Here is a 13,768-nt window from a genome sequence, read left to right as displayed (position 1 = left end):
ATAATTAATTAAATATAAAACTGTTTAAATAGTGTTTAGCTTAGCTAAACGTTCAGGCGTACCAACATCTGTCCAAGCCGATGTGATAACACTAGCCGATACTTTATTTTGCTCAGCACCCGCTCTTAACATCGGTGCTAAAGGTTGTATTTTTGTTAGCTGCATTAAGGCATCGTGCTCTGTTGCCGTATATTGTTTAAAGAAACTTTTACGGTAGAGCGCAATGCCACTAAAGGTATAAGTTTCTTGCTGGTTACTTTTAGGATTAACTAGCATGCCTTTGGCAAGTTGGAAGTCGCCTTTGGGATTGTGTTCTGGATTTTCAACTAACAACAAGTGAGCGTTAAACTCAGCAGACAATTGCGGTAAATTCTTTAAATTATAATCACAATAAATATCGCCATTAATCACGACAAAAACATCATCTTCGTGCTCTACCAACATTGGCAACGCTTTCATAATACCACCAGCAGTTTCCAAAGCGCTAGCTTCTTCACTGTAACTAATATTCGCCGAAAATCGCTCACCATCGCCGAGATAATCGACAATTTGTTGACCCAGCCAAGCGTGATTTATCACAATATCGTTAATACCAGCCGCCACTAAATTTTTTATATGGTATTCAATCAGCGCTAGCCCTCTTACTTTAAGTAACGGCTTGGGGCAGCTGTCGGTTAGTGGTCGCATTCGTTCACCACGCCCGGCTGCTAAAATCATTGCTTTCATGAAAAACTTTCCAAAATTAAATTAACATTTAAGTTAAGCCATTAGTTAGAATTAACTCAATTTATCTACTGCCGGTATTACGCGTTTAGTGATTAATTCATGCAGGAAACTGAGTTTATCATATTGTGCGCTAACATCTTGTATGTAGCCTAAAGTAAGTGGAATATCCGCTAAATACCCTGACTTATTATCTCTATGATGTAAGCGTGCAAAAATTCCACTCGCTTTTATATGGCGCTGCAGGCCAGTTAAATCAAACCAATATTGCCACTTTTCTTTCGTTAAATTCTCTTCAGGGAAAGCGTTTTCGACCTGCTGGCGGTATGCTTCCATTAACGGCGTTATTAACTCGTTAGGCCAACGTACATAACAATCTCTTAATAGTGACACTAAATCATAAATAACAGGGCCTTGAACTGCATCTTGAAAATCAATAATACCAAGTTCACCATCATCCAATAGCATAATATTCCGACTGTGATAATCGCGATGCATAAAAACTTTAGGTTGTTCAACAATGGCAGATATCAATGTTTCGAAACACTCGTTTAAAGCTGCTTTTTCGTCGCCCGTTAAATATATCCCTAAATGTTTTTCTAATAACCAGTCGCTAAAGATGGCCAACTCAGTTTCGATAAATTTTTCATCATAATACGGCAACCCTGCAACTAATGCTGTTTGGCATTTTAACATCTTACTCAGTTCAACTATCGCTTGGGTGTAATGTAGCTGCATATTCTCGTTTGATAGGCGATCTGATAGAACGGTATGGCCAAAGTCGCTAAGACAAAGAAAACCTTGATTTAGATCAACCGCTAAAATGTTAGGCACATTAACGCCAACGCCCTGCAAAATTTGCTGCACATCTACAAAAGCTTGATTATTTGAAAAATTAACCGGCGCATCAACCGCGATATAGCTCTGATTTTGATACTCAAAGCGAAAGTAACGTCGAAAGCCGGCATCTCCCGTTAGTGCTTTTAAGTTAATATTTTCCGCCGAAAAATGTCTTTCTAGCCAGTGTAATAATGCCGTAGTTCTTAAATTACTCAATGGGAGATATCTCTAAAAAATGATAGTACCAATATAACTAATTCGCAGGCTAATGAAAATTGCTATATTATTATTGCCTTTAGCGTTAAAATGCCGAACTGAAACTAGGCTTTGTATTTTTCAAGTTAATTACCCGGATCATAAATGCGTTTTCCCTTAAACAAAATTTCCTTTCTCTGCCTGATATCGTTTACATTTGGTAGTAAGGCGCAAAACATTGAAATAAATACAAATATAACGAGCCAATGCCCGATTCCATTTTACGCTAATATTGCCAACGAAACCGGTAAACAAGCGGATGAAAGCTTTACTATTTTATCTTCAACCTCAAGTATTAAAAAAGGTAAATTTGCCAAATTTACCGGTGGTGTTACCTTACTTAATCAAGATAAATCGATTGTTGCCGATGAATTATCTGTTAATAGAAGCACCTCATCGGTCGATGCGAATGGCGATATTCACTTTCAAAATAAAGGCATAGATATTTTTGCTGAGTCACTCATTATAAATCAACAGAAAAAATCTACGTCACTTACGTCAACTTCTTATCAATTAAATGGCTCTGCCGGCCACGGTAGTGCAAAAGAAATCAACATTGATGGCAATAGCAAGACTTTAAGCTTTATCGATTCAAGCTTTACCACTTGTTATGATCCAGTGCCTGATTGGCAGATGCGTGCAAGTGAAATTACCATTTCATCTGATAAAAAATCGCTTGAAGCTTATAATGCCCGTTTTAGCCTTTTTGATGTGCCTATTTTATATATCCCTTATTTAACCATGCCGATCAGTGATGATCGACAGTCAGGTTTTTTATATCCAAAAATCAGTACTTCAAATAGCTCAGGCCTAGAAGTTGAAACGCCTTATTATGTAAATATTTCAGAAAATATGGATGCGACTATAACGCCCCGCTATATGTCGGAGCGAGGAACGCAATTAATTACTGAATTTAGATATTTACAAGGTTTACAGTCAGGACAAGTTGATATTGAATATCTTAATAAAGATAAAAAGCTTACCAATAATGATGATTCACGCTATTTAGCTCGATTTCAGCATATAGGTACATTTTCAGAGCGATTTAGAGCACACGTCGATTACACCACCATTAGCGATGATAACTACCTTGTTGATTTGGGCAGTAGCCAATTCAATTCCAACGATGCATATCTCTATCAAGTAGGCGAGCTTGCCTACTTTGCCGATAACTGGCAAACAACCTTGAAAATGCAAGATTTTGAACTTTTAGGTAATCATCAGCAGAGTTACAAAACCTTACCGCAAATAGAAGCAAGCCGTCAGCAGACGTTTGATGATTTTGATGGCCTTTTTGACATTTATGCTGAATTTTCAAGTTTTGATACTTCAGATAAAACCAAACCAACGGCCCAAAGATACCACGTAGAAGCCGGATTGTTATATCCAATGGTGACGCCTGCATGGTTTCTAAATTCAGAATTAAAAGTGCTACAAACCAATTACAGTCAACAAAACATTAGTAACAATAGCCTTTTAGAAAAAAACATCAGCAGAACTTTACCTAAAGTACGTCTTCATGGTGGGGTGAATTTCGACCGCAATATTGCTTTATTTAATAGCGACTATAACCAAACACTAGAGCCACAATTACAATACCTTTATATTCCTGAGAAAGAGCAAAACAACATTGGTATTTACGATACAACAAACTTACAAGATGACTACAATGGTTTATTCCGCGACCGTCGTTTTAGCGGCATTGATCGTATAGCACAAGCCAACCAAATATCTTGGGGTGTTACGAGTCGATTATTGACCGAAGAAAATAATGAAGTACTACGTTTTAGTTTAGGGCGTATCGTTTATTTAAACGATGGAAAAATTGACGATACCGACCAAGATGCTTTAGTCGATAAATCAGCACTTGCAGCCGATATTTTTGTCAACTTAAGTCGCAATTGGCAGTTTAGTTCTGACATTCAATATAATACAGATTTAGGCGTTACTAATAAAAGCCAAACCACATTAGATTATTTATTTTCCAATAATCAAACAATTCAATTGAACCATCGATATGCGCGTGATGTCTCAGGAGAGTCATTAGAACAAATGTCGCTTGCGACTAATGTTAAGATTGCCCAACGATGGCAACTTGTGGGTCGATTTACACAAGACCTACAAGGAAAACGCAGCATTGAAAGCTATGCGGGCCTTGAATATAGTAGTTGTTGTTGGGGTATTCGCTTTACTTACCATCGCAATATTAACTCTAAAATTGACGACGCTGGTAACATAGACGAAAATCGTGATGCATTTGATAGCAGTTTTAATATTCAATTTGTATATAATGGCATAAATAGCAATAAATCTTCCAACAGTGTTGGAGATATGTTTAATTCAAGTATATTCGGCTATAAACGCCCTTACTTCCTCAATAACTAATTAAAAGAAATTTACGTTACATGAAAAATTCATTGAAATTATTACTTCTTAGCTCGGTGTTTATTTTAAGCTCACTCGAGCAGAGTCTGGCAGCTGAAGTTGAACTGGACCGAGTAGCAGCGGTGGTCAATAGTGGTGTGGTATTAGAATCTGAAGTTAAAGATCTTATTACTTCTATTACCTTGCAAGCAAAAAAGAATAACCAAACCTTACCTTCGGATCGCGCTTTGCGTATCCAAGTCATGGATAAGTTAATTAACGACGCGATTATATCGCAACTGGGTGAGCGCATGGGTGTTCAGATCAGCGATGCCCAACTCGACGAAACCTTAGCTAATATGGCAAAAGAAAATAAGCAGTCGCTTGAGTCGTTTCGCCAAGCACTTGTTTCAGACGGCCTAGATTATGAAAAATATCGTGAAAATGTACGAAATGAGTTAATTTCAGGTGAAGTTCGACGCGCTAGCTTACGTCGTCGCATTTATATCTCACCACAAGAAATCACCAACTTATTATCGGTTATGAAAGAACAAACTAACGCCGACGTAGAGTACCGCTTAGGACATATTTTAATCGAATTCCCGAATAATCCGAAACAAGCAGATATCAGTGCCGCTAAAGTACGTGCTGAGAAAGTACTTGAATTACTAAATAATGGTAGCGACTTTACTAATATCGCCATGACCTCTTCAGGGGGTGGTAATGCCCTTGAAGGTGGTGATTTAGGTTGGAAAACAATCAATGAAATGCCAACGCTATTTTCTGAATTAGTTGATGGTCAGGACAAAGGCAGCGTTTTTGGCCCAATCCGTACGGGTTTAGGTTTCAGTATCGTGAAGTTAGTTGATATTCGCGGTCGTCAAACCATGGAAGTTGAAGAAGTAAAAGCCAGTCACATATTGATAAAACCTTCAATTATTCTTAGTGAAGCGAAGGCAGAAGCGTTATTACAAGGCTTTGTTGAACAACTCAATGCTGGCGAAGCTGATTTTGCTGAACTTGCCAAAAAACATTCTGAAGGGCCTACATCTGTTCGCGGTGGCGACTTAGGTTGGTCAGAGCCAAGTAAATATGACCCAGCATTTGCCGAAGCATTAGCCAGTTTAGATATCGACGAAGTTCATAAACCTTTTCGTTCATCTTTTGGTTGGCACATAGCTAAATTAACTGGCCGTAGAACATTAGATGCCACTGAGCAAATGAATGAGAACCGCGTTTACCAACTACTTTACAACCGTAAATTTGGTATGGAAGGTGCTCGTTGGATCAAAGAATTACGCGATGAAGCGTACATAGAAATTCTAGAAACAGGTAAAAAATAGTGTTAAGACGAATTGCAATAACGCCAGGAGAGCCCGCAGGAATAGGCCCAGATCTGATGATAAAAGTCGCACAGCAAGATTGGCCAATACAAATTGTTGCTGTTGCATCTCCTGAGTTATTAACGGCAAGGGCGAAGTTATTAAACTTGCCGCTCAACATTAAGCTCTATAACGTCAATGATGAAGTAACGGCACATAAAGCGGGAACACTTATTGTGTTGCCAGTGCCATTAGAAGACGTTTGCGAAGCAGGTGTAGCTAACCCTAACAATGGTCGCTATGTCGTTGAAACATTACGTATTGCTAGTGAAAAAAACATTTCGGGTGAATTTGACGCCGTAGTTACAGGGCCTGTTCATAAGGGCTTAATTAATAAAGCGGGTATCGCATTTAGCGGCCATACCGAGTATTTTGCTCATCAAGCTAACTGCTCTGACGTAGTAATGATGTTAGCAACAGAGGGATTAAGAGTGGCGCTAGTCACCACGCATATTCCTTTAGCTTACGTCTCTAAAGCTATTACACATGAAAGACTGCAAAAAGTAGCGCGCATATTACACCAAGATTTAATCAATAAATTTGGCATTCCTGATCCGAAGATTTATGTTTGTGGTATCAACCCACATGCGGGTGAAGATGGCCATCTTGGTCGTGAAGAAATTGATGTAATGATCCCTGCCTTAGACGAATTACGCTCAGAAGGCATGAACCTTATCGGGCCATTACCTGCTGATACTATTTTCCAAGCTAAATACTTAGATGACGCCGATGCTATTTTAACCATGTTTCATGACCAAGGCTTACCGGTACTTAAATATAAAGGTTTTGGCTCTTCAGTAAATATTACATTAGGTCTGCCATTCATCAGAACATCTGTCGATCATGGTACTGCTTTAGATTTAGCGGGTACAGATACAGCAGATGCGGGCAGCTTCTATGAAGCCATAAACACGGCGATAACTTTGGCTAATAACCATGAAAAAGATGCATTAGAGCACAAAACACTATGAGTAAAAATTCCCATTTAGGTCATCAAGCCAAAAAACGCTTTGGACAAAACTTTTTACATAATGAAGCCATAATTAGCGATATCGTTGACGCGATTAACCCAGAACCAGGTGAAAACTTAGTTGAAATTGGCCCAGGTTTAGGCGCACTTACCGAGCCTGTTATCGATCGTGCTGGCCAACTCAGCGTGATTGAGTTAGATAGAGATTTAGCGCATAGATTACGTCATCATCCATTTTTGGCACCTAAGTTAACGATCTATGAAGAAGATGCTTTGAAGTTTGATTTTGCTCAATTAGCCAGTGACGAGAAACCGTTACGCATTTTTGGTAATTTACCTTATAACATTTCAACGCCGCTTATTTTTCACTTACTGACTTTCAAAGATAAAGTAAAAGATATGCACTTCATGCTACAAAAAGAAGTTGTTCAACGCATGGCTTCGGGTGAAAATTGTAAAGCTTATGGCCGTTTGTCGATCATGACACAATATCAATGCCAAGTTATTCCAGTAATGGAAATAGGGCCAGAGGCCTTTAAGCCAGCACCGAAAGTAGACTCTGCTATTGTCAGATTAGTACCGCATAAAACCATTAAGAACCCAGTTAAAGATATTAACTCTCTTAATAAAGTATGTTTAGCCGCATTTAATCAGCGTAGAAAAACTATTCGTAACAGCTTTAAAAAACTTATTTCTGTCGAACAGTTAACGGAGTTAGGTATAGATCCCGGACTACGCCCTGAAAACCTAGCGTTAGCCGATTTTGTTATGTTAGCTAATTTTGTTACTGACAACCCGGTAGAACTAGACGATGAGTAATGACAAAGTAGCGTCGGTCGCTGATATTCAAGTTTCAGTAGTTACTGACTACATTGCTCAGCAATCTATAGAAGCAGAGCAACAGTTTGTTTTTAGTTACACCATTACTGTTACAAATAATAGTGCAGAAACGGTGCAACTTCTCAGTCGCTATTGGTTAATTACCGACGCTAATGGTGATTCTAGCACCGTGACTGGTGAAGGTGTTATAGGCCAGCAACCTTTTATTAAAACCGATCAAAGTTTTACTTATAGTAGTGGTTGCGTATTGAAATCTCCATTAGGCAATATGCAAGGACACTATCAAATGCGCACAGATTCAGCAGAATTAATCCAAGTTGATATTCCCGTATTTCGCTTAGCAAAGCCCAACATCCTAAATTAGAGAACGCAAATGGCAGTTTATTTCGTCGGTGACATTCAAGGCTGCTATAGCGAACTAGATGCTTTATTAACAAAAGTTGGTTTTTCAAATAACAGCGACCAACTTTATGTTGCGGGTGACTTAGTTGCCCGCGGTCCTAACTCTCTTGAAACATTACGCCTTATTAAATCGCTTGGAAATAATGCTAAAGTAGTTTTGGGCAATCATGACTTGCATTTACTTGCCGTTTATCAAGGTATTAAAAAAGTAAAAAAGCAAGATCATCTATCGACATTATTGTCAGCCCCTGATGTGGCAGATCTAATGCATTGGCTAATTCAACAGCCACTGATTCAAAAATTGCCCGACGAAGAAGTTTATATGAGCCATGCAGGACTTTCTCCGCAGTGGACACCGCAACAAGCTTTTGAGCAGGCACAAATAGCACATCAACATTTAAGTTCTTCAGCAAGCCAAGCATGGTTAAGCAACATGTATGGCGAGCAGCCCACAAGTTGGCAAAACGCCGACGATGAGCTGGGCCGTTTTAGGTATACCATTAATTCTCTAACCCGTATGCGTTATTGCTTTGCTGATGGCAGTTTAGACTTTAGCTGTAAAGAGAGTCCTAGTTCTGCACCAAAAGAATTATCACCTTGGTTTGAATTTCAGCACGTATCCGATGATACTCAATGGGTATTTGGTCATTGGGCTGCTTTAATGGGTCACTGCCCAGCTAAAAATATATACGCACTTGATACTGGCTGCGTTTGGGGGCAACATCTGACTATGCTTAGATGGCATGATAAAAGGTTATTTACCGAGCAATCACATAAAAACTGAGATAAAGCTTAGCATTTGTTTAAAATATAACTTAGCTTGCTATACTAGCCCTAGACTTTTATACATTCCTTTGTAGTCTAATAATAATAATTAATGTTCGTGTGTATCTTTAATAAGTTTATTAATTTTCATGTGTTCAAAAAAATATTTTAATTTATATATTGGTGGATTTTATGAAATTAACCGTAGCGATGAAAATAATTGGTGGTTTTACCATTATTTCCCTTTTACTCTTTTTAACCAGCGCAATATCATGGAATAGCTTAAGCACTATTGGTCATGCGACTAAACAGCAAAATGAACTTGCCATACCAACGCTAAAAGAAAGTAATAACTTAGCTAACAATCTAACGAGTATTGGCAACCTAACCCTACGCGCATACTACCAAACTTCACTAGCTCCACTCGCCGAAAACTATAATGCTTTCGATGCTGACAAAAATAATTTTAGGGCACACCTAAAAAAATTAAAAGAGATTGTTCAAAACGAAGCAAGTTTACTCGCAAATTTACGCAAAGTAGATCCTATTTACAATAGCTTGGAAAACGAAATAGACAAGGTACTTAGTAATAGAAAACTTGCTATAGAACAACATATTACTTTGTCTGAAAAAATAGATATTATCGAAGAAAAAGCAGACGATACAGCGACTATTTTACTCGATCTAGGCGACCACGAACTTGCATCATCAACATTACAACGTGCCGTAAGTTTAGCTGAACGTTTAGAGACCCTACTCAATAGCATTGTTAGTTCATCTTTTGAATATCGTGAAGTTAAAGATCAACAGTCTGCATCTTTAGTCGCTAGTGAAATTGAAAACTCATTTAATGACATTAAAAAATCAGTTGATGATGTAGTTAATGAATTAAACTTAAAAGGCATAACTGACATTCCAGATGAATTAACAGATAGTTTTGCATCATTACAAGGTTACATCACAGGTAGTGATAATATTTTCAGCAATAAAAATAACCAACTAAACGCCATTCAAGCGGCAACCGCAAGCTTAAAATCAGCAGAAAACGGTATCAATAGCGCAAATGCAATATTGGCCACACAGGTAGATTTAGCTAATGAAACGACAATGGCAACAGGCACTTTAGTTGAAAAGTCTGTTTCTGAAGGCACACGCAATACTTTTGTTATCACTTTAATTTCAGTTGCCCTTGCTATCATTATCGCGTTTATAACTTTAACCAGCATTACCCGCCCTTTAAAGCGTGTGAACGAAATGCTTAATGTCGTAGCATCAGGCGACTTGTCTCGTAAGCTTGACGAAAGTGGTAATGATGAATTCGCTGAATTGTCACATAACTGTAATTTATTAATTGATAGCCTGCGTAACTTAATTCAAAGCATCGTCAGTCGCTCAATCCAGCTAGCAACAGCTGCAGAGCAAACCTCAGCGGTAACAGCCCAAAGCACGACAGCAATTGAAGAACAACGCATGCAAGTAGAACAAGCCGCCTCTGCGACCACTGAAATGAGCAGTACGGCACAGAGTGTACTTTCAAGTGCAAATGATGCCTTAGGTGAAATAAAACAAGCTGATGACGAAGCTGAACGTGTAAAAGTTATTTCTGGCCGTAACCGTCATACTATTGAATTATTAGCCACTGAAGTAGAGTCTGCTTCACAAGTTATTAATAAATTACAAGAAGATAGCGCATCAATTGGCGGGATTCTTGACGTAATTAGAAGCATTGCAGACCAAACTAATCTCCTAGCACTAAATGCCGCGATAGAAGCCGCTAGAGCTGGGGAACACGGACGTGGGTTTGCGGTTGTTGCTGATGAAGTAAGAACCTTAGCGAGCCGGACTCAAGTGTCGACCCAAGAAATTCAAAATATGATTGAAGTGCTACAAGGCGGTGCAGAAAAAGCCGTTTCTGTTATGGCTCAAGGTAAGGAACAAGCAACGAACTGTGTTGAGCAAAGTATTCAAGCAGAACAAGCACTCGATACTATTACACACGCGGTGCATGAAGCCTTTGATCGTAGTTCACAAATAGCTACAGCAGCTGAAGAACAAAGCGTGGTTGCCCATGAAATAAGCGAAAATCTTGAGTCAATTGTGGCCATTGCTGAGCAAACTACAGCAGGCTCTAAACAAACGGCAGAATCGAGCAGTGAAGTAGCCCGTTTAGCTGAAGAATTACAACAATCAGTACAAGAATTTAAACTTTAAATATCGTTATCATAAAGCTTAAATAACAAAAAAGAGCGCATCAGCGCTCTTTTTCCTTCTCTAAAAAGTATTATATCAATAGGTCTATATTGGCTTGATATAACCCAACTTAATCTTTAAGATTTTTCATAAACCGAAAAATCTAATTGGTATTGATTTTTTTCATCACTCGGGCGAATATCGCTAGCGACTTTTTTCCAAACCGATAAGTCATATTCAGGGAAATATGTATCGCCATCAATATCGGCGTCTATATGGGTAATATAAAGGCGTTGCGCCGCCGCTAAACAATGTTGGTAAATGGCACCACCACCAATAACCATCACTTCTTCGCTATCAACAACCAAAGCCAAAGCTGCTTCAACAGAATTTACCACATCAACGCCTGCAACTTGATAGCTCTCGTCTCGCGAAATTACAATATTTTTCCGCCCCGGTAATGGCCGCCCAATAGATTGAAATGTTTTTCGCCCCATAATAATGGGTTTACCTAAGGTCGTTTTTTTAAAGTAAGCCAAATCCGCCGGCAAGTGCCACGGCATATCATTGTTTTTTCCGATAACACGATTATTAGCGTGCGCGACTATCATTGAGAGTATGGTCATGAGGATTATTTAATTCTTAGTACGGCTAAATTTTAAAATATTATACGTTATTACAGTCAACAAAAAAGGGACATTTTTATCGTTACGAATGTGTCTATTTCAGTGAGTATAAATGCTAATAAAAAACTAACTGGTGACACTCAACTTTTACGCTTTAAGCTAATGTTGCTAAGGTACTTATAGATAGTTGTAAAAAGCATTGAGCATAAAATTAACATTCAAAACTTTGTCCGAGCAATAATGGAGTATTAATTAACAACGCTAGTTAGCTGATAGCTTCAGAAATACTGTCATTGATATCAATTAACGTTCCGTGATTGAGCACATATACTTTTTCAACCATATTAATGGTTTCTTGTCGGTGAGCAATCATGACTCGTGTCATGGGTAAATGTTGGATTTGTTCACTTATTTTAGTTTCGTTGTCTTTATCTAGGTGACTTGTCGCTTCATCCAGAAATAACACACATGGTGTTTGATAGAGCGCACGAGCAAGCAATAAGCGTTGAATTTGGCCACCTGATAAATTAGAGCCCATGTCACCCACAAGCGAGTTATAGCCCATAGTCATTTTATTAACATCTTCATGAATAGCGGCAAGATGAGCACATTGTTCTATTTTTAAATAATTGGGTTGAGGATCAAAAAAACTAATATTATCTGCAATAGAGCCTGCCAACAGGGTATCGTCTTGCATCACAGCCGCTATATGCTTACGGTAATTTTTCAAACCAAGTTGATTAATATCTTTGCCATCAAGATATACTCTTCCTGATGTTGGTTGCAGTAACCCCAGCATAATTTTCATTAAAGTAGTTTTACCCGCACCTGACGGACCCGTTATAGCAATGGACTCTCCTGCTTCAAGCGTTAAGTTAACATTATCTAAAATAGGCGCTTGATCTTCACTGTAACTAAAAGAAATATTTTCTAATTTAATTTTACCTTTGGGCTCATCAGCAAAGGTAGCCTCGCCTTCTCGGTTAGCCTCTTGATCTGTTAACGCAATATCGGCAATACGGTCAAGATGTAAACGCATCATTTTAAATTGAATAATTTGCTCTATCAAGTTAGCAAATCGACTGGTTAATTGTCCTTTATAGGCAATGAATGCCAATACCATACCTACCGATAAACTATTAGACATGACCATTATAGCAGCGAAATAAATCACCAATACGTTCTCTAATCCAAATAGTAATTTATTAAAAGAGTCAAAACTGATATTCAATCGACCTAAACGAATTTCACTGTTAATAACTTCCGCATAACGGTTTTGCCAAACACCTTGACGTTGCGATTCATTCCCAAAGAGTTTAATGGTTTGCATACCACGAATATTTTCTAAGAAGTTAGATTGTTCTTTAGCTGAATTTTGAATCATTTCTTCTGTAGCTTGATGTAGTGGGCGATATAAAGCTAACCGGACTATCGTGTATAAGGCAATAGCCACAAGTACCACGGCAGTTAACTTCAAAGAGTAAAGTGCCATCATAATTAAGACAGTAATTGCCATAACACCATCAACAAGCGTTTCAACAAAACCCGTGGTAATACGTTCGCGTATTTGTGCTAAAGAGCCAAATCTTGAAACAATGTCACCGATATGTCGTGATTCGAAATAATTCATCGGCAAGCGCAATAAATGCCTAAGCAGATTCACTCCCATTTGCATATTAAGCAAGCTTGATAAACGTAAAATAAGCCAACTACGTACTGCATTAGTCACCACAGAAATAATAGCGATCAAAGCAAAGCCAATAGCTAAGACAGTCAGTAATGGCTTATCAAAACTAATTAAGACCTCGTCAACCACCCATTGCATATAATAGGGCGCCATTAAGGCAAATAATTGCAAAACAAGCGATAAGCCTATTAATTTGAATAGTCCTGCTTTCAAGTCAGACATTGAGCTCCACAACTGAGTGAACTTCATTCGAACTTGTTCTTGTTTTACTTCAAACTTATTAGTTGGCGCCAGCTCTAAGCAAACACCGGTAAAATGTTGACTAAATTCCTCTGCAGTTAAGACGCGCTTGCCAACTGCGGGATCATTAATGAAAAACTTAGCGCCTTTGCCTGAGACCTTAGTCAAGACAACAAAGTGATTTAAATCCCAGTGCAATATACATGGAAGCGCCAACTTTTCTACATCTTCAACTGGGCACTGTAAGGCACGACTGGCCAAGCCCAAACTGTCACCTAAATCAATGATCTGCTGTAAATTCATGCCTTTTAAATTAGCAGAGAAACGCTTACGCATAGCTGGCATATCGAGCTGATGACCATGATAGCTTGCGACCATCGCCATAGCAGCAAGTCCACATTCTCCAAGTTCTGATTGCAGAATAATAGGTATCGCCTTATCGAATGAAAAGCTCAATTTATTTACATCAGTGCTTTCAATCATG

The 13,768-nt window shown here is 38.5% G+C and carries 11 protein-coding genes; 7 read left to right on the top strand and 4 right to left on the bottom strand.

Annotation, left to right across the window (positions count from 1 at the left end; all coding sequences use genetic code 11):
• Positions 1-24: 24 nt before the first annotated feature.
• A complete protein-coding gene (gene murU, locus B5D82_RS01380) occupies positions 25-726 on the bottom strand; it encodes an N-acetylmuramate alpha-1-phosphate uridylyltransferase MurU (protein WP_081148619.1) in 702 nt (233 codons plus the stop codon).
• A gap of 51 nt (positions 727-777) precedes the next feature.
• Positions 778-1,779, bottom strand: coding sequence for an aminoglycoside phosphotransferase family protein (locus tag B5D82_RS01375; RefSeq protein ID WP_081148618.1), 1,002 nt, complete (start codon positions 1,777-1,779; stop codon positions 778-780).
• A 144-nt stretch (positions 1,780-1,923) separates the two neighbouring features.
• Here B5D82_RS01375 and lptD point away from each other — a divergent pair, with 144 nt between their 5' ends.
• The 7 genes from lptD (at position 1,924) to B5D82_RS01340 (ending at position 10,752) form a co-directional block, all read left to right on the top strand.
• A complete protein-coding gene (gene lptD / locus B5D82_RS01370) occupies positions 1,924-4,203 on the top strand; it encodes an LPS assembly protein LptD (protein ID WP_081148616.1) in 2,280 nt (759 codons plus the stop codon).
• Positions 4,203-5,525 carry a peptidylprolyl isomerase SurA gene (gene surA / locus B5D82_RS01365; RefSeq protein WP_425429882.1) on the top strand — a complete coding sequence of 441 codons (1,323 nt, stop codon included), beginning with the start codon at positions 4,203-4,205 and terminating at the stop codon, positions 5,523-5,525. Before lptD ends, surA begins: the two co-directional genes overlap by 1 nt.
• Positions 5,522-6,535 carry a 4-hydroxythreonine-4-phosphate dehydrogenase PdxA gene (gene pdxA / locus B5D82_RS01360; RefSeq protein WP_094122752.1) on the top strand — a complete coding sequence of 338 codons (1,014 nt, stop codon included), beginning with the start codon at positions 5,522-5,524 and terminating at the stop codon, positions 6,533-6,535. The genes surA and pdxA overlap by 4 nt, the downstream gene beginning before the upstream one ends.
• Complete coding sequence (gene rsmA / locus B5D82_RS01355) at positions 6,532-7,353, top strand: 16S rRNA (adenine(1518)-N(6)/adenine(1519)-N(6))-dimethyltransferase RsmA (RefSeq protein ID WP_081148611.1); 822 nt, start codon at positions 6,532-6,534, stop codon at positions 7,351-7,353. The genes pdxA and rsmA overlap by 4 nt, the downstream gene beginning before the upstream one ends.
• The gene (gene apaG, locus B5D82_RS01350) at positions 7,346-7,738 is read left to right on the top strand and encodes a Co2+/Mg2+ efflux protein ApaG (RefSeq protein ID WP_081148610.1); all 393 of its coding nucleotides are present in this window, start codon (positions 7,346-7,348) and stop codon (positions 7,736-7,738) included. The genes rsmA and apaG overlap by 8 nt, the downstream gene beginning before the upstream one ends.
• Positions 7,739-7,747: 9 nt before the next feature.
• Positions 7,748-8,560 carry a symmetrical bis(5'-nucleosyl)-tetraphosphatase gene (locus B5D82_RS01345; RefSeq protein WP_081148608.1) on the top strand — a complete coding sequence of 271 codons (813 nt, stop codon included), beginning with the start codon at positions 7,748-7,750 and terminating at the stop codon, positions 8,558-8,560.
• A gap of 173 nt (positions 8,561-8,733) precedes the next feature.
• The gene (locus tag B5D82_RS01340) at positions 8,734-10,752 is read left to right on the top strand and encodes a methyl-accepting chemotaxis protein (RefSeq protein ID WP_081148606.1); all 2,019 of its coding nucleotides are present in this window, start codon (positions 8,734-8,736) and stop codon (positions 10,750-10,752) included.
• 116 nt (positions 10,753-10,868) lie between these two features.
• Here B5D82_RS01340 and folA read toward each other — a convergent pair whose 3' ends face one another.
• A complete protein-coding gene (folA, locus tag B5D82_RS01335) occupies positions 10,869-11,357 on the bottom strand; it encodes a type 3 dihydrofolate reductase (protein WP_081148605.1) in 489 nt (162 codons plus the stop codon).
• Between the two features lie 265 nt (positions 11,358-11,622).
• Entirely contained in the window at positions 11,623-13,767 is a 2,145-nt protein-coding gene (locus tag B5D82_RS01330) for a peptidase domain-containing ABC transporter (protein WP_081148603.1), read from the bottom strand.
• Position 13,768 lies beyond the last annotated feature (1 nt).

It is taken from the genome of Cognaticolwellia beringensis (assembly GCF_002076895.1).
Classification (GTDB): Bacteria; Pseudomonadota; Gammaproteobacteria; order Enterobacterales; family Alteromonadaceae; genus Cognaticolwellia; species Cognaticolwellia beringensis.
This window is presented reverse-complemented; position numbering and strand designations above follow the sequence as displayed.

Coding starts and splice junctions, on each gene's coding strand:
- folA (WP_081148605.1), bottom strand. CDS start 11,357: ATGACCATACTCTCAATGATAGTCGCGCACGCTAATAATCGTGTTATC.
- B5D82_RS01330 (WP_081148603.1), bottom strand. CDS start 13,767: ATGATTGAAAGCACTGATGTAAATAAATTGAGCTTTTCATTCGATAAG.
- apaG (WP_081148610.1), top strand. CDS start 7,346: ATGAGTAATGACAAAGTAGCGTCGGTCGCTGATATTCAAGTTTCAGTA.
- B5D82_RS01340 (WP_081148606.1), top strand. CDS start 8,734: ATGAAATTAACCGTAGCGATGAAAATAATTGGTGGTTTTACCATTATT.
- B5D82_RS01345 (WP_081148608.1), top strand. CDS start 7,748: ATGGCAGTTTATTTCGTCGGTGACATTCAAGGCTGCTATAGCGAACTA.
- lptD (WP_081148616.1), top strand. CDS start 1,924: ATGCGTTTTCCCTTAAACAAAATTTCCTTTCTCTGCCTGATATCGTTT.
- murU (WP_081148619.1), bottom strand. CDS start 726: ATGAAAGCAATGATTTTAGCAGCCGGGCGTGGTGAACGAATGCGACCA.
- rsmA (WP_081148611.1), top strand. CDS start 6,532: ATGAGTAAAAATTCCCATTTAGGTCATCAAGCCAAAAAACGCTTTGGA.